At 36.8% G+C, this 23,360-nt stretch carries 20 protein-coding genes and 2 pseudogenes; 15 read left to right on the plus strand and 7 right to left on the minus strand.

The window, feature by feature from the left end:
• The first annotated feature begins 459 nt into the window (after nucleotides 1–459).
• From H4J67_RS14880 to H4J67_RS14905, 6 genes are read left to right on the plus strand one after another with little or no spacing between them, the layout of a single operon-like run.
• Nucleotides 460–1,281 carry a TnsA endonuclease N-terminal domain-containing protein gene (locus H4J67_RS14880; protein WP_182204168.1) on the plus strand — a complete coding sequence of 274 codons (822 nt, stop codon included), beginning with the start codon at nucleotides 460–462 and terminating at the stop codon, nucleotides 1,279–1,281.
• Nucleotides 1,281–3,362 (plus strand): DDE-type integrase/transposase/recombinase, encoded by a 2,082-nt coding sequence (locus tag H4J67_RS14885; protein ID WP_182204170.1) that lies wholly within the window; start codon nucleotides 1,281–1,283, stop codon nucleotides 3,360–3,362. The genes H4J67_RS14880 and H4J67_RS14885 overlap by 1 nt, the downstream gene beginning before the upstream one ends.
• A gap of 4 nt (nucleotides 3,363–3,366) precedes the next feature.
• On the plus strand, nucleotides 3,367–4,929 hold the full coding sequence (locus H4J67_RS14890; protein ID WP_182204171.1) for an ATP-binding protein: 1,563 nt from the start codon (nucleotides 3,367–3,369) through the stop codon (nucleotides 4,927–4,929).
• A 5-nt stretch (nucleotides 4,930–4,934) separates the two neighbouring features.
• Nucleotides 4,935–6,434, plus strand: a complete 1,500-nt coding sequence (locus tag H4J67_RS14895) for a TnsD family Tn7-like transposition protein (protein ID WP_182204173.1) — start codon at nucleotides 4,935–4,937, stop codon at nucleotides 6,432–6,434.
• 27 nt (nucleotides 6,435–6,461) lie between these two features.
• Complete coding sequence (locus H4J67_RS14900) at nucleotides 6,462–7,061, plus strand: MbcA/ParS/Xre antitoxin family protein (RefSeq protein WP_182204175.1); 600 nt, start codon at nucleotides 6,462–6,464, stop codon at nucleotides 7,059–7,061.
• Nucleotides 7,061–7,414, plus strand: coding sequence for a HipA N-terminal domain-containing protein (locus H4J67_RS14905; RefSeq protein WP_182204177.1), 354 nt, complete (start codon nucleotides 7,061–7,063; stop codon nucleotides 7,412–7,414). The genes H4J67_RS14900 and H4J67_RS14905 overlap by 1 nt, the downstream gene beginning before the upstream one ends.
• Nucleotides 7,415–7,767: 353 nt before the next feature.
• On the opposite strand, the gene H4J67_RS14910 is transcribed toward H4J67_RS14905, so the two are convergent.
• The 3 genes from H4J67_RS14910 to H4J67_RS14915 are packed head-to-tail and all read right to left on the minus strand — an operon-like array spanning nucleotide 7,768 to nucleotide 8,817.
• Entirely contained in the window at nucleotides 7,768–8,466 is a 699-nt protein-coding gene (locus H4J67_RS14910; protein ID WP_182204179.1) for a hypothetical protein, read from the minus strand.
• Nucleotides 8,467–8,525: 59 nt separating this feature from the next.
• Nucleotides 8,526–8,660: a hypothetical protein gene (locus H4J67_RS20775; RefSeq protein ID WP_259368626.1), complete on the minus strand. Its 135-nt coding sequence runs from the start codon at nucleotides 8,658–8,660 to the stop codon at nucleotides 8,526–8,528.
• 1 nt (nucleotide 8,661) lies between these two features.
• A complete protein-coding gene (locus tag H4J67_RS14915) occupies nucleotides 8,662–8,817 on the minus strand; it encodes an alpha-amylase (RefSeq protein ID WP_182204181.1) in 156 nt (51 codons plus the stop codon).
• A 771-nt stretch (nucleotides 8,818–9,588) separates the two neighbouring features.
• Between H4J67_RS14915 and H4J67_RS14920 the strand changes: the two genes are divergently transcribed.
• Complete coding sequence (locus tag H4J67_RS14920; protein WP_182204182.1) at nucleotides 9,589–10,596, plus strand: MBL fold metallo-hydrolase; 1,008 nt, start codon at nucleotides 9,589–9,591, stop codon at nucleotides 10,594–10,596.
• Nucleotides 10,597–12,368: 1,772 nt separating this feature from the next.
• Here the strand turns inward: H4J67_RS14920 and H4J67_RS14925 are convergent.
• Nucleotides 12,369–13,076, minus strand: coding sequence for a lipoyl protein ligase domain-containing protein (locus tag H4J67_RS14925; protein ID WP_182175917.1), 708 nt, complete (start codon nucleotides 13,074–13,076; stop codon nucleotides 12,369–12,371).
• Nucleotides 13,077–13,244: 168 nt separating this feature from the next.
• Here H4J67_RS14925 and H4J67_RS20780 point away from each other — a divergent pair.
• Nucleotides 13,245–13,364 (plus strand): annotated as a pseudogene (locus H4J67_RS20780) (N-succinylarginine dihydrolase); the annotation flags it as partial.
• Nucleotides 13,365–13,410: 46 nt separating this feature from the next.
• On the opposite strand, the gene H4J67_RS14935 reads toward H4J67_RS20780, so the two are convergent.
• Nucleotides 13,411–13,950: a peptide-methionine (S)-S-oxide reductase gene (locus H4J67_RS14935; RefSeq protein ID WP_182204191.1), complete on the minus strand. Its 540-nt coding sequence runs from the start codon at nucleotides 13,948–13,950 to the stop codon at nucleotides 13,411–13,413.
• 319 nt (nucleotides 13,951–14,269) lie between these two features.
• Between H4J67_RS14935 and H4J67_RS14940 the strand changes: the two genes are divergently transcribed.
• The 3 genes from H4J67_RS14940 to pgi all read left to right on the plus strand — a co-directional run bounded on the left by H4J67_RS14940 (nucleotide 14,270) and on the right by pgi (nucleotide 18,629).
• Complete coding sequence (locus H4J67_RS14940) at nucleotides 14,270–16,153, plus strand: TonB-dependent siderophore receptor (RefSeq protein WP_182175918.1); 1,884 nt, start codon at nucleotides 14,270–14,272, stop codon at nucleotides 16,151–16,153.
• A 101-nt stretch (nucleotides 16,154–16,254) separates the two neighbouring features.
• Complete coding sequence (locus tag H4J67_RS21280; RefSeq protein WP_404842799.1) at nucleotides 16,255–16,446, plus strand: hypothetical protein; 192 nt, start codon at nucleotides 16,255–16,257, stop codon at nucleotides 16,444–16,446.
• 554 nt (nucleotides 16,447–17,000) lie between these two features.
• Nucleotides 17,001–18,629, plus strand: coding sequence for a glucose-6-phosphate isomerase (pgi, locus tag H4J67_RS14950; RefSeq protein WP_182204183.1), 1,629 nt, complete (start codon nucleotides 17,001–17,003; stop codon nucleotides 18,627–18,629).
• A gap of 109 nt (nucleotides 18,630–18,738) precedes the next feature.
• Here the strand turns inward: pgi and H4J67_RS14955 are convergent, their stop codons facing one another.
• Nucleotides 18,739–19,059, minus strand: coding sequence for a hypothetical protein (locus H4J67_RS14955; protein ID WP_182175920.1), 321 nt, complete (start codon nucleotides 19,057–19,059; stop codon nucleotides 18,739–18,741).
• A 196-nt stretch (nucleotides 19,060–19,255) separates the two neighbouring features.
• Between H4J67_RS14955 and H4J67_RS14960 the strand changes: the two genes are divergently transcribed.
• The 3 genes from H4J67_RS14960 (at nucleotide 19,256) to H4J67_RS14970 (ending at nucleotide 22,383) form a co-directional block, all read left to right on the plus strand.
• Entirely contained in the window at nucleotides 19,256–20,056 is an 801-nt protein-coding gene (locus H4J67_RS14960) for a SapC family protein (RefSeq protein WP_259368627.1), read from the plus strand.
• Nucleotides 20,057–20,168: 112 nt separating this feature from the next.
• Nucleotides 20,169–20,768 (plus strand): YjaG family protein, encoded by a 600-nt coding sequence (locus H4J67_RS14965; protein ID WP_182175921.1) that lies wholly within the window; start codon nucleotides 20,169–20,171, stop codon nucleotides 20,766–20,768.
• Between the two features lie 46 nt (nucleotides 20,769–20,814).
• On the plus strand, nucleotides 20,815–22,383 hold the full coding sequence (locus H4J67_RS14970; RefSeq protein ID WP_182204184.1) for a serine hydrolase: 1,569 nt from the start codon (nucleotides 20,815–20,817) through the stop codon (nucleotides 22,381–22,383).
• A gap of 63 nt (nucleotides 22,384–22,446) precedes the next feature.
• Here H4J67_RS14970 and rsmD read toward each other — a convergent pair whose 3' ends face one another.
• Nucleotides 22,447–23,031: a 16S rRNA (guanine(966)-N(2))-methyltransferase RsmD gene (rsmD, locus tag H4J67_RS14975; RefSeq protein WP_182175923.1), complete on the minus strand. Its 585-nt coding sequence runs from the start codon at nucleotides 23,029–23,031 to the stop codon at nucleotides 22,447–22,449.
• A gap of 116 nt (nucleotides 23,032–23,147) precedes the next feature.
• Here rsmD and H4J67_RS14980 point away from each other — a divergent pair.
• Nucleotides 23,148–23,360, plus strand: a pseudogene (locus tag H4J67_RS14980) (hypothetical protein); the annotation flags it as partial.

Consider the following 23,360-nt stretch of genomic DNA (forward strand, 5'->3'; position numbering starts at 1 on the left):
TAAAAAATCATTCGAAATTTGGCAAAGCATTTAGAGATAAAATCCGAGATCACATCTAATTTTAAGAAAAAGTACTCAAAAGGAGTACTTTTTTAATATTTTTTTAAAAAAATTTAAAAAATATCCCCACCGCTATCTTGTTGTTATTAAAAGAACCTCAAAAACTCGAAATTCAATTATAGAGTAATATTACACAATAATACTTAACAAACAACATGTTACATGCGATCCGCAGTTGATCATTTTTAGAGCACTGCTAAACTATACCTCTACCCATTAATGGTTCGTCAGGATGACGAGTTGTACATAGAAGGAGTTTGTTATGTGTAGAGCAGAGAATAAAACTACGTCGAAAGAGATCTTTAGACGTGAAAAATTAGGCATCAGATTGGCAAAACCTGAGTCGCTTCCTCTTAAACGAAAAGAAATATTTATTTTCGTTTTTGGAGGTGATTGATCATGCCTAGAAGTAATTATGTCCATAGCGATGAAAAATACGCAAAATGGTTTAAGGAAGGTCGAGGACAAGGTAGGTTTGAAAACTACAAGCCTTGGTTAACAATATTTGACGTCCCGTCCCACGGGCGTAGTCATCGTATTCCCTCAAAAAAACTCAATCGTATTGTCACTACATTTTCAGATATTGAAGCTGCAAGAGTGTATCAATTAGAACATGATACTTCGGTCATTGATTATCACGAACAATATCCGTTAAACCGAGAAAAGACATTAATTATTGCTAATCGTCCAGATATTTCTTTTGGTCACCCAGCTGTTAATGAATTCCCAATAGTTATGACGACAGATTTTGTCGTTCGCTATACGGACAAGACCGAAGCAGAACAAATCAAACCCTCCTCTGCCCTTGAAGATGATCGAGTAATCGAAAAAATAAAAATAGAAAAGACGTACTGGAATGATCAGGGCATTGAACACAAAGTCAAAACAGAAAAAGATTTCCCTCTTTCGCTCAAGAAAAATTTAAAGTGGTTGCATCAGCCTTTATGGAACAAAACACCTGACCATATTTTAATGAAATTTGCTGCTGAATTTATGGCGTTGTTTACTAAGTATCCAAATGACAGGATTGCGGAGATAGCAGAGTATCTAGAGCTTACAACTACCTTAGCTAAACTGCAGGAAGGTCATGGTTTGATGCTGTTACGGCAGCTATTTGCCAAACATTATCTGACCTTTGATTTGATGATTTATTTTACTCAAATAAAAGGTAAGGACATCTCATTTAACTCTTCAAAGCTTAAGTTAGGGAAAGCTAGCTAATGTTTCAAATTAACGATGTTTTTAATATGGATGAGCAAAGGTACCGTGTAATAGCTATGCCGGTAGAACATGTTGTTTTGTTTAACCTTGATGAAAGGCTGGCCGAGCCTGAAATCCATCCAAGGCTGCCATTAGAAAGCTTAGCTGATGATGATGGGCTTATTCGTATTAAAGACCCTTACGCAGAGCATATTGCAAATGCAGGGTATGCAAATAAAAAAGATAAAGCTGTGCGTGATAGGCGCTTTAAAGTCATCAAAGATATCGTAAGTGATACAGAGTTTTTTATCTCGTCTCGGCGAAAAGAACTATTCAAGGAAGCTAGATTAAATCACGATAAAAAATCTAAGTTCTTATGGCAGCAGTGTAGGCTTTATTGGAAAAAAGGGTTAGTACCAAATGCGCTCATTGGCAAGCTTTGTAACAGCGGTGCTAGAGGCAAGATTCGTACTTTTGTAGATTCAAGAGGTGGTCCAAATAAATATAAGCAACAGAGAACCAAAGCGATAGTAACTCAAGCTGTTCGCAGTATGTTTAGTTCTGTTATAAACAAATTTTATTTAATTGAGTGCAAGTCATTTGCACAGACATATCGTAAGTTTCAAGCTCGTTATCATACTAAGTTTCATGTCGAAAACAGTAAAGATATTCCAACCATTAACCAAATGCGTCAGCACTACAAGATGGAATATTTAGAGATAGATACGCTCAAAAAACAGACGGATAAATACAAATATGAAAAGGATATCAAAGCAAAATCGTCGACAATAAATACACAGGTCAATGGTCCTGGAGATATATTTGAAACTGATGCGACCTTAGCCAAGATATTTTTAGTATGTGAAAGAGACCGCTCACTCATTATAGGAAAGCCAACACTAATGCTGGTAAAGGATATTTTTTCACGAAAAGTAATTGGTTGGTATTTAGGTTTTGAAAACCCTTCATATTATTCAAATGTATTAGCTCTTGCTTCTGCTATCACGGATAACACAAACGAATTTAAAGAAGCAGGGTTTGAAAATGTCCCTAAAGGTTTAGTACCAGTCACTTTTTGTCAGCAGCTTGTCGCGGATAAGGGGGAGTTAAATACTCATCATGGGGATGTATTGCGAAATCAGTTTGGTATTACGTTCAGTACGACTAGAAGCTATGGCTCTGATGCAAAGGGGATGATTGAAAGGGCTATTCGAAGTGTTGAGCAAAGTTTTGAAGATGACCTTCCCGGTGTAGCTGAAGCTATTAAGGCAAAAAAACAAGGTGGAAAAGATAAGCGTTTGGAAGCGAATGTTACTCTTAGAGAGCTCAGAAAGTATGTGTTGGAAGAAATTCTTATACATAATCAGTACGGAAATTTATCTGGCAATTATGACCGAGATGAAGATATGCCTGTCGATTTACCACTTACGCCTAGTTCTTTGTGGCAATGGGGCATTTTGAATAGGATGGGGACTTTGAAGTCAGTATCTAGAAAAGCTTTTTTGTTAGCTATGTTGCCCAGAGGCAAAGCAACTACATCAGTGAATGGCTTTTGTTTTAATGGCATTTACTACTGGAGTGACAAATTTGAGAAGCTAGGTTTCTTTGAAAAAATTAGAAGTTTATGCCCATATGATGAACTTGAGTTCATTTATGAACCATCATGCATGGATAACATTACAGTGGTTTTACCAGGTAAGGTGCCTGAATTTGTTCAATGTCCTATAGCTGATCTGAGCCGTTACTATCGGTCATGTTCTTTACAAGAAGTTAAAGTACTCCAGAAAGCTATTGGACAAACTGATGCTGAAACCAAGCAGGAACACGAGGATGTGCTTGTAGATAGAGAAAATAAAAAAGAGCAATTCATCAAAGAATTGAAAAAGAAAAAACCCAGAGGGTATCTTGAATCTGACGCGGCAAGAATAAAGGGAATACCAAAAAATAGAAGTGAAGCACTGGCTCAAGAACGAGCAGAGCGAATGGAAGAAGGCACAATTTTTGAGCCTGTAAACGAATTAGACCCAAATGACGAAGAGCATCAGGATGAAGCTCTTCACAACCCAGAAGTAGCAGATTTACTTAAAAATAAAAGGACTTAATGTTATGCAATTAAATTTTTTGCAAGAACTCGACAATCAGAATCAGCACTTACCTGCTGCTCAATATCAAAAAAGCCAACTTCAGGCTTACCAAGGGAATGAGCTAATTGAAGCCCTTCCCACATTATGCAGCGCCACAGATATTTTTAATCGTCTGGTGCCGCTTCAAACAGAGATCATGAATAACAGTGCCTTATCTGCTCATGAAAGAGCGCATTTGCTAAGTATGGCCATCGAAGATTTCTTCTTCCCAACAGAGCAACACTTTGAGCTAGCTTATAAATATGACTTGATGATTCGTCAAGGCTATAGCAAGCGAGCTATTACAGATGTGCCTAGCATGAAAACTCAAAGAGCTAATCCAAATATTTTGTTTGTAAAAGGCCCTGTCGGTGAAGGGAAAACTCAGGCTGTGTTACGGGTCGCTAATATGTATGAACAAGTCATTGTTCATAAAGAGCATAACAAAGCCCAAGTGGTTCATCTTGAAATGAGGTGCCCAGTTGATCCAACTGTGAAGTCGTTCTGTTATAGCTTTTTTGAAAGCATGCAAAGAGCAACGAAAACGGATGTGATGACAAGCGTATTTCGTACTCGAAATGAACATGAATTGTTCTATGCACTTAAGTGCGCGGTTGAACGATTCCATGTTGGAATACTTGTCATCGATGATATCGAAAATTTATTTTCGGTGAAATCGCCGCAACAATTGATTCGAAAGATTGTTGAGCTATCTGAGTCTACTGGTCTTCCGATAGTCCTTAGTGGGAGCAATGAATCTGAAGGATTGTTCAAGAGTCATGCAAAAATAACCTTTGATGTGTTGGGAACGGGTTCACTCGATTGGAAGCTTTTACCGTTAGTGAAGTTACAAGGTGATAAGTATGTACATTCAATGGAGAATTGGGACAGCTTTGTCTCGGCTTTATGGGAGTATCAAGTTTTGACTTCACGAGAAAAGACCGTGCCAAATGACTTTTGTGAGGCCTTGTATGAATTATCACAAGGCATACCTAAACTGGCTGTTAGTCTTTTTGTTGCGACTCAATTGACCGCGTTGTATTCACAAAAAGAAAAAATTACAGTGCAATTGCTCAAACGAGTAGAGAAAAAAGAGTTTGGTTTAGTTCGTACTCAAATGGATGTATTGAAGAGGCAAGATACGCTCGCATTGAGATCGTATGAAGGCTTGTCCTTGCCTTCTGTAGACTCGTTAATGTTCAGCTTTCAAAAGGAAGCTGAACACCGTAAAACAAGGGGTGACAAATCCATACAATCTCGCGTGCTGAATTTTTTAGTCGATCAGAAAGTAAAAGTCGATATCGCTAAGGAAGCGGCAGCTCGAATAGTTACAAGCTTTCCTGATGTGTCGATTAAAGTTGTTTTGGAAAAAGCGACTGAATGGTTGAAAGAGCACGAGAAAGAAGTGATTAACTCAAAGGAGCTCAATAAACGCGTTAAAAAGCGTAAGGTTACAGATGAGGATAGGCAGGAAATAGAGTCAACCTTGAGTGAAGCATCAAAATGTAAAAATGATGCTGACGATGATTATTTTAGTGAGTGGTAAACCGCATGCTCAACTTCCCATACCCTTATGAAGATGAGCTTACTTACAGCATATTAGCGCGCGCAAGCGCGCATTTTTGTAGCTTTAGTCACAAAACGTGGCTAGAGCAAACATTAAAAAACCGTTGTGCTATTGCAACGTTAGACTTCCCTTCCCATTTAGATGAACTCTCTAAGCTTTTTTTTCTTAGTAAAATTTCATCGCAAGATTTGATTTGCCAGCACACATTATTTCCTTTATTCGCGCCTTTCATTACACAAGAAAGAAAAGATAAGTGTTTTGAATGGATGAAAGAAAAATCTAATGGCGGTACGCACCTAATGAGTGGATGGGCTGCAGGTCGTTTACCCAAGCTGCAGTCAATACGTTATTGCCCAATGTGTATTTCTGAGCAGACTAATTCACTTGGCGAAGCCTATTGGCAGCGGATCCATCAAGTTGCAGGTCTAGTCACCTGTACCAAGCATAATTGTATTCTTGAAGACGTCAGCGATTTTAATCACAAGCGGCATCGTCATGAGTATTACCGAGCATCTACAGTCCACCAAACCCAGCAACCTAGGCTTAGTTGTAATGAACTTGATAAACGACTCACTCCTTTTATTCAAGCACTCTTAAATGGCCCTGAGCGGGCTTCACCTAAATATGAGCAATGGACTTGGTACTATCATGATTTAATTCATCAATCTCATTGTGAAAAGGGACAATATTGTTGTTTCGAAGCGGTAATGGAAAAGGTATTAAATTATTGGACAGAAGCATGGCTTCAACAATACAACTTATGGCCAATTGATACCCACTGCAGTTGGTTACATGGCATAACCCGTAAACACCGAAAATCCTTTTCGTACCTAGAGCATATTGTAGTTTTACATGCACTGCATGACGGAAAATGGGATATCAACGACGTACTTTGTGAAGTTAGTGAAATTAAAGTAACTAAAGCCCTAGTTCAAAAGGGGCCACCCAAAAAAACTTCTCAGGCTGTTATTCGAAAAGCCAAGTGTAAGTGGTTAAAGTTAGTCAAAAAGCTTGGCACTAAAATAGCGCGAACAAGTAAGGCGGGCGGGTTATATATGTGGCTTTACCGTAACCAACACAATTGGCTTATTAGGCTAAATAAACGCTATCAGCGCCCTATTGATAACTCTACGAATCGCGTCAACTGGCGCCGGCGAGATATCACATCAACAAAGCTGTTAATTAAGATACGTAATCAAGCTGAAAGTGATCTTACCTTGCCGCGCCACTCAAAGTTATGGTTTCTACAACAGCTACCGAGTAATGCAACTATTGGGAAGAACCTTAGCAAACTGCCACTTACAAGTAGGTTTCTTAATGCCTATCAAGAAACAGTGACAGAGTATCAAATACGCAGATTGGTTAGAGCAATGATTTATGAATCGAACCTCCCTTCTTGGCAGTTACTTCGCAGCGCTGGATTAAGTGAAGAGAGAATGACAGATGTAACCCGAAAGTTCTGCGAATCGCATGGGTTAATTTAATGAAGCTTTATTAAGTAGGAGCAACTAATGATTAGTAAAGAAAAATCGATGTCAGAGTACAGCCTTAAAGAAGTATCGAGCGTGGCGTTGTCTGCATTTTGGAATATCATGGACCAGTGGGGAGTTGAAAGCGAACACCAAATATCACTCATTGGTATAAAAACCGATTTAAGTAGTGATGACTTGAAGGAAATGAATGTTTCATCGCTATCAAGTGAAATGGTAGCTCGAATCTCGCTCGTTCTTAAGATTTATAAATACCTTGAAATATTATTGCCTAACCGTGAACAATCACGTGTATGGATTAATAAGAGCAACGACGCTTTTGGTGGTGAAACAGCATTGATGGTAATTCTAGCTGACAATGAAAATGGGTTACTAACTGTTGCTGAATATCTTAATAGTCAGTTTCAAATGCCCAATACAGCCTTAGATAAAAAAATGCAAAAAGAGTACATATTGATTTTGATATTGGAGTGGGTAGATTCAACTGAAGATGCGCTTAACTGGTATAAAAGTGAAGTCCCCCCTGCATTAGGAATGACTCCTTTGCAGGCAGTCGAATGTGGTGAGTATCGCAATGTGTTGAAGTATATAGAGCATATTAGCCTAGGGGGGTATGCTTAATGAAAATTGTGCCTGAAGGTTCACTAAAGAGAGAAGCAAAAATCCTCGTTAACGGCAGATTCGCTGGAATATTATCTGAATTCAAAAAAGGTAAAAATCAGCGTGTTGTTTTTCAATACGATGAGAGGTACCTAAAAGATGGCTCACCTATCGGTTATCGATTCCCGTTAACAACAGGACCATTTGAATGGGATGAACTTCCACCTTTCTTTGAAAATTTAGCAAGTGAGGGTTGGTTAAGGAAAGTACAATGTGAAAGAGCTGGTATAGATATAGAGGATACTTTCGGGATTTTGCTAGCTAATGGTACAGAGCTCATTGGTGCAATATCCATAGTTCCATATGAAAGCTAAAACTTATCAACACAAGCTAATAAGTGGAGGTTAGGACAAATGAGAGAGCAACGTTTGAATACTAAGTAGCCATATTCTTAATGATAATTATATAGAAAATCGCGTCCGAACGATCATATAAAAATATGATGGTTCGAACGCACCCACCCCTAGCCCTTATTGCTTTGAACTGTTTCGGTTACTTGGCCTCAGCTGTTTCACCTAGTCGACGACAAGTTACAAAGCACCGGAAAAAACGGTACGCGACCCCTTAATAGGGTGGCGCGGCATATGCCTCGTTTTTTGAATATGAGCTGACGAACAGCTCTAGTTATTGAGATTAGCTCTCAACATACTATTGGGTTTGAATCAGTTTAAAAGGGAAGTAGTTCACTATGCAAGTTTAACTTCATAAGCTTTTGGTAAAATGAATATTCTAGAGCGTTTATATCCTGGTCTGGTAATGCTCTAATACCCTGTCTTTTAAGGTTTGGTTCTCCATATTGAAGCTTCTGGCAGTATTCATTAACAGCAACAATTAGCTCATCTATATTTAAATTACTTTTAATCTTTTCTGCTACCACCCAGTTTGCTTCTTCATTGCAGGAACGAGCTACTTGTCTATCCCCATTTACATGATGAGAATCTTCTGGTAATAGCAGTCCGGCCCTAATTTGTTCAACGAAATAATACTGATTATTATGCGTAATAATTATCAAACGACATATGGAAAGGTTGTTTTTTGAATTTAGGCGTATTGCTAATTGATGCTTGAATATGACTTCGCCAGTTATTTTTTTATAAGTAGGCTTCTGAACAGAGGATTGGTGGTTTGCCCCCGTAAATGTATAAAAAAGGTGTTCTATTTTGGGCTTTAGCAAATATTCATAATTACTTATGAAGTAATTCATTTGACGTTCTGTAGCGGTGGCTCTTCCATTACGCCATTTTGATACTTGAGCTACGGATTTTTCACTTAAGCCCGCTTTTACAGCTATGTCTTTATTTCGATATCCATTCTCTTCAATGGCTACTTTTAAAAGCTTCTTAGTATATTTATATTCTTTATCCAATTTAAATCCCTTTCTAGTTAATGGATTAAAGGAGAGCGATAACTCTCCTTTATTTAAAGCTAATCACCAATATAACTATCGTTATTTGGATTATGTTCATTTGCCCAATCATCCATATTAGCATCGTTATTATCGTTGTTAATATCTGACCATGTATCTAATTCTTCCTGAGACATATCATCTGTGTCAATCATTTTAGTTATCCTTATTTGTTTTATTAAAGAGTGGGTTATTTGGGTTACGCTGATTCGAACGATTATCAAGTGCTTTTTGATGCTCGTTGTTTGTTCCTGTTGTACCTTTATTCGAATTAGCTTGGTTTGACTTATGTTTGTTTTGTTGATTATTCATAATTTTCTCCTGTTGAATGAACAGGAGAAACTATACGGGGGGTCGTTAAATAATGACGATGATAGAGAAGTGATTGTTTAGTGATTATGAGTGAATATTAGTGATTTTTTCGTTTCCAACTTTATTTAGAGGTATTTAGCTGGTTTTTGAACGTAAAAAAGTTGGGTGGCAAGTTTGTTTCGATCTTTATTTAAAAAAGCCTATTTTAGCTTAACGATAAAAATAGGCTTAGAAGAGGAAGGTGTTTCCTACTTTATTTAGAACCCACAGTATAAATGTTGTACCAGTGAAATAAAGTACGAAATTCGAAATAAAATACGAAACTAGAAGCAATTATTCTTAAGAGTAATTGCTTTTTTATTAGCTTTAAGCTGAACTTTAGGGCATTTCATCTAGTTTAGTTAAAGCATAAACGCTGATAAACACGAATTGGGACTGTTAAAACCTTCTAAATAAAGATGGAAACCGGAATCATTACGTTTGAACACCGAAAATACTTTTCAAAAATTTTAATTAAACTTTGAAATAGTTAATTTCTAAAGTATAACTCTAAGGGCAGTAGTTGCGAAAAAACGGTCTAAATTTACCAATATAAATCATCCATTATAATGATCACTTTGATACAAAAGCGGACATTAACATCAATAACTAGCGAATTTAAACGCTTCTAGCTGTTATTTTATAGTTAAGTGTGTAAACTTTTTTAGTTCGTGATCGTATGAAATCTTTGTGCCAAGAAGAAATAAATACTAAGAAAAATGAGCAAGCTAAATGAAAAAACTCTCAGCGTTAATATTTACCATTTTCCTATCTTCCTGTGTATCTCAACCTTATGCAAAGACTAACGCCCCTTTTGACGGTGTTAAATTTGATAACATTGAGCCTTTTGACGATAAAAGTATATTTGACCTACTCAGTTGGAAAATTAAGGCTATAAGTGAGTCTACCCCTTGGCCAGATGAAATTTACTCCAAACAGTTTAAACCTTCTAGCCAAAGATCGGTAAAGCCAATAATTACTGTAATCAGCCATGCATCAGTTCTTATTCAGATTGATAATTTAAACATACTAACAGATCCTCATTATTCACTCAGAGCTTCACCTGTTCAATTTGCTGGACCCAAAAGAGTCGTTAAGCCCGGTATTGCCTTCGATGATCTGCCTTCAATAGATATCGTTCTTATATCTCATAATCATTATGACCATCTAGATCTTGATACGCTCAAGCGATTAAATGAGAGAGATGCTCCCAAATTCGTTGCAGGACTTAAAACAAAGTCATTTTTAAAAAAGAATGGAATTGAAGCCGGTGTCGATCTGGATTGGTGGCAAAATATAACAGCTAATAATACTAAGATTACTTTTGTTCCTTCCCAGCATTGGTCAGCCAGAGGTCTATTCGATAAAAGAGAAATGCTTTGGGGTGGGTTTTATATTGAAAATAATTATAAGATATACTTTGCAGGAGACACCGGATACGGGAAATTCTTTAAAAAAATTAAAGATAAACTCGGTGCACCGGATCTTTCTTTGATTCCAATTGGAGCGTATGAACCTAGATGGTTCATGAAATATGCCCACCTTAACCCAAAGGACTCTCTTCAAGCATTTAGAGACTTAGAAAGTAAGAAAATGATCGGTATTCACTTTGGGACTTTTAAGTTAACTGATGAGGGATATAATGATCCAATTGAGTCTCTTAATGAAGAAATTAAGAGATTAAATATGGATCCTCTAAAAGTAATTATTCCTACTTTTGGAAAACCTTATTCAATTTAGGTTATATTATAGTCAATTCATTATTGATAGCACTTATATATTTTTAGGCTAAAAAACATAACAATAGACTATGGCTGCAATAGTTAGTGTTGATGAAAGCCCAGCGTCTGCAATGAGATTGCAGTATGCATTTTATTTAGGTGATTTATAGCAAAAGAAAAGGTCGGCTTAAGGCTCTAATCTGCCGATAAAATCTCAAAAATTTATGTTCACTTTTGGATTAGGCTGCGTCAAAACTCTCAGCGTAGAATTTTTATGCAACGTTACGTAAATTCAAAGGTAGTTTGACACCAAACTTACTACAGATTCAAATCTACAGAGCCTTATTTGTTGATATTTCCAAATTACGCAAGTTCAAAATAGTTTTCACATAGCCAGGGCTATTTGTTGACCCAAATAATAACCAGCAGTTATCGTCAGTAAAAATACGATAGCGGACGTTACGCTTAGATTACCTAACGGTAACTGATCCGACAAAATATACCCTACATTAGATAATGAAGTGTTCTAAATTTTTATCTTGAAATTTGAAAAATAAATACTTAAATTTGATTTGAAATATCTAAAGTGGACATTATATTAATACTCATTTACTTGACTTCTTATGTATTAAATTTAATGTTTCTATATCGGCTCGATTGCGACTTAAAGTATATATTCTAAGGTGGTATGGGGCCTTGTGCCATAGAGTTTATGATCACATAGTAAAGGTTTGTAGATCATCCGTATCGAAATCACTGCTGTGATGATTTTCTATTTAAAACGGCTGTCAACAAAGCTCACAATGAAGAAACTACGTGAGGTCTGCACCTATGAGAAATTTAACTCATCTATAGGGTGATGGTATGCGTTGATTTTCCTCTGAAACTTTCCAGCATAATTATTATTTGTAGTTTAATGTTATTTCCTCCCATACGGTACATTTTTTCACTTATTTAGGGGATTTTTAGCCAGTAAACCAAACTTATCCCTGGCTGTGTTCAGTAGTTCTTTTTAACTCAGTTTAATACGCGGATACATACTCCTCTTTGGCGGTGCGTGAAGGTAATTAATGCTTATCAACAACTCAATGATAACTATCGACGTATGAAATGAAGGGCATATAAGGTATGAACATCCTCTGTTACTTTTACTCCTACTGCTAATTGCTTAGGTAACTTAGGTTCAGGTCCATGTAACAATAATATCGTCACCTACATTTTCTTTAAGTGCTTTATGTGCTTTAATAAATTTAGCTTGTTTATCTTCGTCAAATTTATGTAGAACACCTTTGTGTTGTTTATAGCTATAGTCGTATTAATGCAGCTATTTATTCAAACCGAAAGTTCTAAAACATACATTAAAAGTCTCTTCAATATAGTGAGTTATTTGGTAGGCATAACGATAGGTATGTTCATGTAAATGTTAAAAAAGGCTTTACATTGAACGATTGAAAAATATCCTTGATCCTGACTATTGTCAGGCTTCAATTTATCTTTTTTCAGTATAGTTATTGATATGAAGAATAATCGTTGTTTTATGGAAGCGCAACGCTTGTGCTATCATTCGTGGTGGTCAATCTTTAGAGCACATTAATAACGCTTTAATCTTGTCGAGAATGCTTCCATCACTTGTACTATTGTGTAGGATATCTTGTTCGTCATTTTAACCTTGGGTAAGATTAATCAATTTCATGCAACTATGATGATCTCACTATCATTAAAATCAAGCTATTGTTTGAAATCGCTGTATCTTCATTGATCTCGGTATATAACTTTATTATGAATAGCTGTTTATGAATATAAATCACTATCAACAAAAGCCTGAGTTAACTGCTGATACAGCTGAATAATAGGAGGTCGCTCTGTAATATGTTCAAAAAGTGCAGTATGCACCTGCGCTTGTACACGCTCCGTTTTATCCGATAGTTGATAACATAAGTTAACCGGTTTTATAATCTCATCTAATAACACGTCAATAAGAATAAAGGCTTGTGCTAACACTATCTTGCCACCCCCTTTTTTTAATATCACCCGCTGCGCTGTACCCACTATTTTTTTACCGTTAATATTAATATTGTAATCACCATCACAGTAAGAGAACTTTGTCGCATGTGCTTTGCTAACCAAGTTAAATTGATGAAAAAAACCATGTAACACTGTACATAGGTTGTCGTAAGCTTGAGGAATTGAATACGGTGTATCTTTTGACCAAAGATAAAGGTGAGATAAATTTATAATACCTGGACATTGCGGCACTGGGGCACCACCGGTTTTACGTGAATTTAACAGCCATTCATTGGCTAGCAAACCCGCTTTAAGTGCCTCTGATTTTGGCCATTTCTTACCTGCAGGTAATACCAAAGTAGCTTCTTTAGCTTGCCAAAGCATTAAGCACTGCTTGAGCTCACCAGTTTGGATTTGAGCAATAAGCGCTGTTTCTTTTTCAAAGACCTTATCGACAGAGGTTTGCTGGTAATGTAGGAGTTTATTGCGGCTCATATTAACTTCTTATACGGGTATCATGTTGAGTGTCAGTATTTTATCGCTAGATCAGAATAATTTACCAAGGAAGTTAGTAAGTGTATAGGTAAAACACCCATGATAAGGGTGGAAGTCTCGGGTTCGAGCAGCAGCTACATCAGCGGGTGTTGAGCTTGCGACATAGCCCATTACCGCGATAGATTGCGGATAGATGATTTAGGAGACCCACAATTGGTTATTGAGTCACGAACAGCAATAGATGAGCTTTCTCAGATCTTATCGCTAGGATCAGTTTATTGTTTTCAGGAACCAATAATGGCTGATAAAGCAATGTATCACTTTGTCTGGATAGCTAAATATTGGCATAAGGCAGTTTGTTAGCACCTTTGTATTTATGTAATATATCCTTAGGAATATGACAATAATCATTAGGAAAGCGAGTTAACCTTTCTTGGTGTTCTTTATCGCTTTTCACATAATTGAGCAGCGGCAACACTTCAACCACCATTTTCTTTGCATTGTTGTGACGGGTAATATACTCAATAGCCGTGTTGAGGTGACTACTATGTTCACTGTATATGCCGGTACGGTATTTTTTGCCAATATCTTCGGCTTGCTTATTGACACTGTAAGGGTCAATAATTTCAAAAAAGTAATCTATTAGTTTATCAAGATTAACAGCGTTTGGGTAAAAGGTTACTTTCACACACTCTGCATAGCCATCATAACTACTTTTGGTAGAATTGGTTAAGCCATTAGCTCGACCTGCTTCTGTGGTAAACACTCCAGGTAAGTACTTCATAAATTCTTGTACACCCCAAAGGCAACCACCGGCAAAATAAATAATTTCTTGCGTCCTCTTAGCCTGCTTATTATATTGTTGTGTTTTTATCAATTGTTAGCCTTTAGTAAGAGGTGAATTAAGTTTTATGTATTATGCTATTGATGACTGTAATTGCTAGTAATATGTTTTTACTACTCTGTTTGTTATAAATATGATTGTTATGTATCCAGTTGTAAACCGTTATAATTTGGGTATGGTTACCATGTGTAATATTTTACTCGCTAAGATATAATATTGATTCACGTAACGATTACTACCTTTCAAATAAACCTCAACATTATCTTACGTTATTTTCGTTTGGATGAGTTGGGGAATATATAAAATCGTTTTTACTTAAAGATAAACAGTATAATTAGAGAAGATTAACATGATTAGAGTTGTACCAATTGCTTTGTTCTTTTTATTATTTAACCTATCAAGCTTTTCATCGGTAGCCAACGATACTCATGATGTAAGCAACGATGTAAGTAAAAAATTAAGTGATAATATTGAGCGAATTACGATTGAGGCTTCAACCACGGCTAATACTAAACCTGTGGGGACCTTTGGTTCGCCAGTTTCAAATCTAGAATATGATCCGCGCGTTGACCTACAGTCGCGAAATATGGCAGAAGCTCAAGCCGATGTAACTATACGTGGTGGTATTTTCGAAAATACTGGCTTTAGGGTGGGCAGTGCGACCTTATTTGATCCGCAAACTGGACATTACTTTGCCGAAATTCCTATTGCTCAGGAAATGTTATCTAATGCTAATATACTCACCGGTGCAGATAATGCTCTACTCGGTGTTAACAGCTCGGTAGGCACTGTTTCGCGAGACTGGACAGGGATTAAAACTGCAGGTAGTGTTTCAATTGGTGCTGGTAACAATAACTTTAATCTACAACGCGTACACAGTGGCGTTAGTGTGGCATTGGCTGATTATACCGATTGGACTATCGGGGTTGAAGCTGAATACTCTCGCTCTGAAAGTGACGGTACAATAGATAATGGCGACCACGATTTTCAACGTGCTTCTGCTCGTATTCAGTTAGTTGGACCATCATCACAGACTGATCTATTTTTTGGCTCTCAAGAAAAGTTTTTTGGCTGGCCAAATATGTACACGCCATTTAATGTTAATGAAACTGAAGACATTAAAACACGATTATTAATACTTAATCATCAACAGCAGTATGCACAAGACAGCAGCTTTGAAATTTCCACTTATTTTCGTCGTAACAACGACCATTATGTTTTTTCGCGTGAAAATCCTAATGTATTTCAAGCGTTTCATGAAACTGAGGTTAAGTCGATAGCAGTTTCTGGTCGCCATGCACAAACAGCATCATTTGCCCTCAATTACTCAAGCCAGTTTATAGCAGACAAAATTGAATCAACGACGCTTGAAAATAACTTTACCTCTCGCCATTATTACAAACTCAGTGTTTTGCCTGAATATCGAATGGATCTACAAGAGGATCAACAGTTAACTTTTCGTCTTGGTGCTGCTTTTGACGACACTAACCGTGACGATTCACAAGTGTCACTAATTGGTGATATAACATGGAATATCATTAATGCTGATGACAGTTCACAAACACTTTATTTCTCTTATGCAGAAGCGAGTCAAGTGGCAGGTTATACCGCTATAGGAGGGAGTAATGCGGGGGGATTGTTTAGAAGTAACTATGATCTTAAGCGAGAAACCACTAAAAACATTGAATTAGGTTTGGCATTAGATCGAGAAACTTGGCGTCTTAATACAGCTATTTTTTATCGACAAGATCATGATTTAACTGATTGGACCTATAGTTTGAGTTCAACCTCTGCTCGTTCTGCAAATCCGGTCGATATCGATACGCTAGGTCTAGAACTACTGGCAGTAAAGCGTTTTGAGCATGCAGAAATCATCACCAGCTATACCTTCTTTGATAAATCTGAAAATTATGGTACTACAGATATCGATGCTAGCTTTTATGCTTTGAATTACCCAGATCACCGCGTAACATTAGGGGTGATCTGGTACCCAACCGACATCGTTGAAATTCGTGTTGATAACGAGTGGCGTAAACAAGAAGAAAATATGCTTAGAAACGGTGATGACGATGCTTTATTTACCCACTTTACAGTAAAAATTTCTCCTGCGCAGTTTAAAGGTTTGGATATTGTATTTGCAGCAGATAATCTTTGGGATGAATCTTTTGAAGAAGTGCCAGGTACTCCCGGACGCGGAGAACAATACACTATTAGTGCTACCTACCACTGGTAAAATACTTAAAAGTACTTGCATTGGCCCCAGATTATTGGTTTGGGGTAAATCAATGCTCAGTATAATTATATAATAGAAAACTATTACAAATAGTTATCGATATCAATTGTCAAACAGGCTCTATATTTACCATATATCTCGCCAAAGATGACGTTCTCGTAACCAGTAAATTACAATTTGCTCAACAAGGGGCAGAGCAAGTATGTGTAAGCTATGTTTTATATGGTTCCTTGACCATGCTGGCGCTGACATCAGACGGTCCGTCGCGTTTATATACATTAGATAGTACATAAGACTGCTGTTTACTGACCACCGCAAAACTGGAAATACCGACACTGGCAGCAGAGTTTGCGCTCCATATGTTAAACTTTACTCAGTGTTCATCGGGCTTTACAGGTTACATTAGTGCTCTACTGTTAGGTAATGAAGGCGCGCTTGCTAAAAAAATATAACATGCGTTGGAATGGCACTATGATGGGCAATGTTCATCTTTTTTTTCTTATAGCGGTATTTTTTGCTACTCCAGTGACACTAAAAATTCTCATGAACTGGCTAAATAACGTTTGTTGTATGAAGAAAATCTCTTAGCCATGTTTGTTGAAAAGGCTTAGGTTAAAGCTTTTACTGAACACGAGCATATATTAACAATCACATCATCTCATATTCATCAACGTGTTGCTGTGATTATAGACTCAATAGAAGATGTTAATATATGTTTAGGGTATTTAAAGCCAACTCTCTAATCATTTTTAATGATTTATTCGTATAAATATGACCGATACCTAAAGGTTGCGCTATCATGTGACTTTGTAGTCAGTCTCCTCTTTTTAATTAGGATATAACGGGTATGTTACCAAGCACCCCTGAGTGGAAGTCACTCGTTAAACATTATAATAAAAACGTACCAGTACAAATGCGCGATTTATTTACGCAAGATACGGAACGTTTTAATAATTTTTCACTTTCTGGCGCGGGAATAATGCTCGATTATTCGAAAAACCGTGTTACTGATGAAACCATGCATTTACTCATGAATTTGGCACAGTCATCTGGCTTAGTCGATAAGCGAGCTCAAATGTTTAATGGCTCGGCGATTAATACCACTGAAAATCGTCCGGTATTACATACCGCGTTACGTAACTTTTCAGGGAACGCTGTCTATGTTGATGGTGTCGATGTGATGCCACAAATACAAACAACGCTGGCTAAGCTTGAGATTTTTGTTAATGATATTTCATCAGGTAAAAAAGTAGGCTATACCGGCAAAGCATTTACGGATGTGATTAGTATTGGCATTGGTGGGTCTTTTCTTGGACCTAAAATAATGTCAGAGGCACTAAAACCTTATCAACAAAGCCAGTTAAACGTCCATTTTATTGCGAACGTTGACGGTTGTCATATTCATGATGTGCTTGCTAAAGTTAATCCTGAAACGACGCTCTTTATTACGTCATCTAAAACTTTAACTACCCAAGAAACACTGCGTAATACCCTAACAGCACGTGATTGGTTTGTTGCTACTGCCACCACCGAAAACGTTAAACATCACTTTGCCTGTGTGTCGTCTAATGTTGAGGCCGCGCAAGCATTAGGTATAGATAAAGATAATATTTTTCCGATGTGGGATTGGGTGGGAGGACGTTATTCGGTGTGGTCTGCGATTGGCTTACCCTTAGCCTTAGCTATAGGTTTTGAGCATTATCGTGACTTTTTACAAGGGGCGTTTGAAATGGATGAACATTTCACCCAGGCGCCACTTGAAAAAAATCTCCCGGTTATTTTGGCGTTATTAGGTATTTGGTACCGAAACTTTCATGGCGCGCAATCACAAGTCTTATTACCTTATTACCATTATTTACGGGGTTTACCGGCATATATCCAACAGCTGGATATGGAGAGTAACGGAAAATCTATTTCACTAGATAATAAATCGATGTCTTATGATACGGGGCCAATCATTTGGGGAAGCGAAGGGACCAACGGTCAGCACTCGTTTCATCAACTTATTCATCAAAGCAAAACCCCTATTCCTGTTGATTTTTTGATGCCATTATTTCCTTTTCATGAGATGGGTAATCATCATGATATGCTGGCGTCTAACTGTTTTGGTCAAAGTCAGGCTTTAATGGCGGGGCAAAGTCTCGAAGAAGTAAAAGCGGCAATGAAAAAAGCGAACTGTGATGTATCAGAGATTCAAAAGCTGTCTACACATAAAGTTATGGAGGGTAATAAACCCAGTAACACGCTCTTATTTGAAAAGTTAACACCTAAGGTGCTTGGCAGTTTAATTGCGATGTATGAGCATAAAGTGTTTGTGCAGGGGGTTATTTGGAAAGTGAACTCTTTTGACCAATGGGGGGTTGAATTAGGCAAGTCGCTGGGTAATAAAGTACTGACAAAAATAACTGACCCCAGTGAAACGCTAGATATGGATGGCTCAACGAATGCCCTTATTAAGCTTTACAGAGCTCGATAAATGCTAAAACCTAGTCAATAGTCACCTATTAGCGCTAATTTTCTTAGCGCTATTTTTTTGGTCTATTTAAGTGGGATTTATATATTTTGTTATTTGCATCTATCAATAATTAGAAGGTTTGATATTTTAAATACTCGGGGTATAAAGTTAAGAAGTCGCACCAAGAACTAAAGCTACGATATTGAAAACCTTTATCTGTGGCTGTGTACCATTTTGATTCACGAAGTGCCTGTAATCGAAATTTAATTTTATACCCATCGATTGCAACGTAACAGGCAAGGCTTTCAGTTGTGTTGTTTTTTATTTTAACCTGTGCAAATCCGTCTAAATTACGGCCATAAATAGTTTTTGTTTTTGGCTTTGCATGGACGATATTTGTTAATAACAATATTAATACAGCAAAAAATAAGGTGATGAGTAAGTTTTTCATTAAATTTACATTATTTAGATAATAAGGAAGTATTAGCTACTTGATATTCTTTACAAAAGTATAGCGGACTTATTGTGTAGAGTGAAAAGTGATTTAATATTTAAATAAAAATAACATTTTTTTTTATATACCATTGAAAGCTCCCCCTATTGACACCATAACTATTTATAACATTATATAAGCGCTAAAGTTTTAAATGAAAAGCGCATGCATTAAAGAGAAGAATATTATTATGGCTAACGTCGTTCCAGTAAGAAAAGATCAACACCAGAATTTAAAAGTTACTACTAAACGTGGCTTAGAACATATTGAGAAGCAACACATTGCTCCAATTACCGCAGCAGAATATACTAAAGCCGCTAACAGCTTTCCTATCTTCTTAGTTAAGCAGCCTGAGGGCTCAAGCTTCCGCAGTATCGTTATGCTAGGACTAGAAGCTGGCGAAAACTTATACTATAAAGATGAACGTTGGACTGGTACTTACTTACCACATGGTGCATCTATGGTGCCATTTGGTTTAGGTATAGACCCAGATAAAGAAAAAACGTTAACGACTTATATCGACTTAGACAGTGCCTATGTAGGCGATGATAAAGATAATGCCTTGTTTGATGCTGAAGGTTTGGTTACCGATTTTTATAAAAACGTTCAAGAATCATTAGGCCGTTTATATGAAAATGAAACCATGACTGAAAGATTTATGGTTGAATTAGCTGAAAATGATTTATTGCAAGAATTAGAATTGCACATTAATTTCAGTACCGGTGAAAATAAAAAACTGGTTGGTTTATTTGGTATTAACGAGAAAAAACTTCAGGAACTTAGCGAAGCTAAAGTTTTAGATTTCCATAAACGAGGTCTATTTATTCCTATTCATGCGATGTTAGGATCGATTGGTCAAATTAATCGTTTAGCTCAATTACGCAATCTATCTGATAGTGAGCAAAAAGTAACGGCTATTCAAATACAATTTGCTAAAGAAACTGCTGAAGCGTAATCGCTTAAGAGTTTTAAGAGAAGAGCCTTATGGCTCTTTTTTTATATCTAAATAAACGTAATGTTATATTCTGGGATATACTCATTTTTTAAACTTTTCCATGGAGAGTACAGTGGCTATTCAACTTCCTTTTTCCCATTTAAGTCAATGGCAACAGATCGCTTTTTCTGCTGCATTATTAGAGCGAATGATACCCAATTATAAAGTTTTTTCTGAACATGCAGATTTTGGTGAATTTTTAGTATTACTTAATCAATTAGAGCTTATCTGGCAATGGCTTGATAAAAATAATCGTTGTAAAATAAATTATGAAGCACAAATAAATAAACTGGAGCCACAAATTCCCGATCCAGAAGGTTTTGATTTTTTTGGGGTATTTCCAGCCATTGATGCAACTATGGCAACAATGTCACTTTTACAGGCGATGCAAGATAAAGAGGTGGAAGGCGCTGAAATTGTCTCACGATTATCAGAGAATAGCGTAACTTATTATGTTGAACTGATGATCGCTGATCAAAGAGACGCTAATGACGACAGTGACATTACGACTAAAGAAATTGAACAACACCCATTAATGGAGTGGGAGTTTGATACGCAAAATGAGCTCTATTACGCACTAAAAGACTCTCCTGAAAATAAAGAAACCTGTATTAAGATTAAAGCGATGGTTCTTGAGGAAGGATTATCCAATTTAGGTATTGAAATTACTTAGGATGCACAACCTACTTATTAGAATAACTAAACAATTAGGATAAAAGATGAAATTATTTCACACTATTTTGATGACGCTAGCCTATCTATTTGCCTCATTAGCTTTTGCTAATCCGGCAAGTACGCTCGAACAAAAAAATCAAAATATCGAAAAATCGATTAATAAGGCAATGAATACTTTTCAAGTACCAGGTGTTGCTGTTGCTATTATCAAAGATAATAAAGTGGTGATGAGTAAAGGTTTCGGTTTAACGGAACATGGTAAAAATAATAAGGTTAATGGCGATACTCTTTTTGGTATTGCTTCTAACACTAAGGCGATGACCGCGGCGTTACTAGCCAATTTGGTGGATCAAGGGAAATTGACATGGCAAACAAGAGTTATTGATATACTTCCTGAGTTTCAAATGCCAAACGCTTACGTGACTCGCGAGTTTACTTTACTCGATTTATTATCACACAACAGTGGTTTAGGTTTAGGTGCAGGCGACCTGATGATTTGGCCTGGTACAACGTTAACCAACAAAGATATTATTAAAGGCATAAAGCATTTACCCGAGGTTTCAAGTTTTCGCAGTGAATTCGCTTACGATAATTTAATGTATGTTATTGCCGGCGAGATCATCGCAAAAGTTACCGGTAAAACTTGGCAAGAAAATATTAAAGAAACTATTTTTAAGCCGTTAGGGATGAAGAATACTAAAGCAAAGTTTTCACTGATTTCAATAAACAACAAAAATGTTGCTCGTGCTCATGTTCCGTTAGATGGCAAGTTAAATGTGGTTGGCGGTAACTTCTTAGAACAGTTTTCTTCAGCGGGATCTGTTGCCTCAAGTGTTAATGATATGTCTTTATGGCTCAAAGCGCAGTTAAACGAAGGCGGTTATGGTGATAACAAAAAACTTTTTAGTGAACTTCAAAGCCACAATATGTGGCAAATGCGAACAATATTACCGGTATCAGCTACCGCGATAAAAAATGATAAAACTCATTTTTCAGGTTATGGTCTAGGTTGGTTTTTAAATGATTACCACGGTGTAAAGTTAGTTCATCACAGTGGCGGTATTCTAGGTATGGTCTCTAAAGTTGTCTTAGTTCCAGAAGAAAACTTAGCGATGGTTATTTTAACCAATCAGCAATCCGGATATGCTTTTAATGCGATTTATCATCAAATATTAAATGAATATTTAGACTTGCCTGAAAAAGACTGGGTGGATTTTTATGAGACGATGAGTGAGCAACGAAAAAGTGTAGAAAAAAATCGTTTAGCAGAAGCTGCCAGTAATGTTGATAAAAATTCCCGTCATTCTTTACCTTTAAAAGCTTATGCACAAACCTATCAAGATAATTGGTACGGTGATATTGCGATTAACTATGCAAATAATGCGTTAAGCATGCAGTTTGGTCATACACCCGCACTACACGGTGTATTAGAGCATTATCAACATAATACATTTATTGTGCGTTGGGATGATAGAACCTTGGAAGCAGATGCTTTTGTTAATTTTAATCTGAATCCCGACGGTTCAATTAACGAGGTAATTATGCAAGCTGTGTCGCGCGCAACTGATTTTAGCTTTGATTTTCATGACTTAAAGCTCAAACCTAAGCAGTAAGCGTTTTATTGATAATATTAAGCTGGGGGGATTTTAAAGTTAACTCCCAACGATTAACCAAGCTTACATTTTTTGATATAAACGATAAACGACTTGTCCGGCTATTTTTTCTTTTAATAGTGTCCAATTAGTGGGCAGCTGTTGATTATTGTCTTCACTTTCCATTTCTACATAAATTAATGCGTTGTCAGCCAAACTATGTTGGTCTAATTGTTTGGCCGTTTGCTCCACTAAATTTTTGCGAAAAGGCGGATCAATAAAAACAATATCAAATTTTTTGATGTTTTTTTCAATGAAAATCAGCACATCGCTATTTACTATCGAGATATTAGACGATTTTAGTAAACGTTGGTTTTCAAGTAATTGCTGAGCCGCCGCTTTGTTTAATTCTACGAAGCTAACATGGCTTGCCCCTCGTGATAACGCCTCAAAACCCAAACCACCAGAGCCAGCAAAGCAATCTAAACAGAGACTGTCTTGAATAAAAGGCATTAACCAATTAAAGACAGTTTCTTTTACTCTATCTGTGGTCGGTCTTAAACCTTCTGCCATTAAAACAGGCAGTTTTCGACCACGGTGTGATCCGCCAATAATACGAATACTGCCTTTATTGTTAGGTTTTGCTGATTGTTTACGTTGTTTGTTCATATCTTACTCAGCTTTTGTTTTTTGTATTGTTTTTAGGTGCTACTATAGCGAGGATTTTATCCTTGTTTAGTGAACTATTGCCATCAAAATGATGGTTCAGAGAAGAATTTATTGTTATGTCGAAGAAAAAAGGTCTATTTTCCTGGTTAGGTTTGGGACGTCAGCAAGAAGAAGCTGTTGAAGAAGTTACAGATGTTGTTGAAACATCAGTAGAAACACTTGATGTTTCTGAAGAAAAGATCGCAGAGAATGTTGAAGAAATTCAAAGTGAAAGCCTTGTAATCGATGACGTTTTTGTCGACAATATTCTTGCAGAGCCAGAGCCAGAG

It is taken from the genome of Colwellia sp. BRX10-4, assembly GCF_014077465.1.
Classification (GTDB): domain Bacteria; phylum Pseudomonadota; class Gammaproteobacteria; order Enterobacterales; family Alteromonadaceae; genus Colwellia_A.

Excerpts from the sequence above, each read along its gene's own strand:
- H4J67_RS14880 (WP_182204168.1), top strand. The coding sequence starts at position 460 with ATGCCTAGAAGTAATTATGTCCATAGCGATGAAAAATACGCAAAATGG.
- H4J67_RS14885 (WP_182204170.1), top strand. The coding sequence starts at position 1,281 with ATGTTTCAAATTAACGATGTTTTTAATATGGATGAGCAAAGGTACCGT.
- H4J67_RS14890 (WP_182204171.1), top strand. The coding sequence starts at position 3,367 with ATGCAATTAAATTTTTTGCAAGAACTCGACAATCAGAATCAGCACTTA.
- H4J67_RS14895 (WP_182204173.1), top strand. The coding sequence starts at position 4,935 with ATGCTCAACTTCCCATACCCTTATGAAGATGAGCTTACTTACAGCATA.
- H4J67_RS14900 (WP_182204175.1), top strand. The coding sequence starts at position 6,462 with ATGATTAGTAAAGAAAAATCGATGTCAGAGTACAGCCTTAAAGAAGTA.
- H4J67_RS14905 (WP_182204177.1), top strand. The coding sequence starts at position 7,061 with ATGAAAATTGTGCCTGAAGGTTCACTAAAGAGAGAAGCAAAAATCCTC.
- H4J67_RS20775 (WP_259368626.1), bottom strand. The coding sequence starts at position 8,660 with ATGATTGACACAGATGATATGTCTCAGGAAGAATTAGATACATGGTCA.
- H4J67_RS14915 (WP_182204181.1), bottom strand. The coding sequence starts at position 8,817 with ATGAATAATCAACAAAACAAACATAAGTCAAACCAAGCTAATTCGAAT.
- H4J67_RS14920 (WP_182204182.1), top strand. The coding sequence starts at position 9,589 with ATGAAAAAACTCTCAGCGTTAATATTTACCATTTTCCTATCTTCCTGT.
- H4J67_RS14925 (WP_182175917.1), bottom strand. The coding sequence starts at position 13,076 with ATGAGCCGCAATAAACTCCTACATTACCAGCAAACCTCTGTCGATAAG.
- H4J67_RS14940 (WP_182175918.1), top strand. The coding sequence starts at position 14,270 with ATGATTAGAGTTGTACCAATTGCTTTGTTCTTTTTATTATTTAACCTA.
- pgi (WP_182204183.1), top strand. The coding sequence starts at position 17,001 with ATGTTACCAAGCACCCCTGAGTGGAAGTCACTCGTTAAACATTATAAT.
- H4J67_RS14955 (WP_182175920.1), bottom strand. The coding sequence starts at position 19,059 with ATGAAAAACTTACTCATCACCTTATTTTTTGCTGTATTAATATTGTTA.
- H4J67_RS14960 (WP_259368627.1), top strand. The coding sequence starts at position 19,256 with ATGAAAAGCGCATGCATTAAAGAGAAGAATATTATTATGGCTAACGTC.
- H4J67_RS14970 (WP_182204184.1), top strand. The coding sequence starts at position 20,815 with ATGAAATTATTTCACACTATTTTGATGACGCTAGCCTATCTATTTGCC.
- rsmD (WP_182175923.1), bottom strand. The coding sequence starts at position 23,031 with ATGAACAAACAACGTAAACAATCAGCAAAACCTAACAATAAAGGCAGT.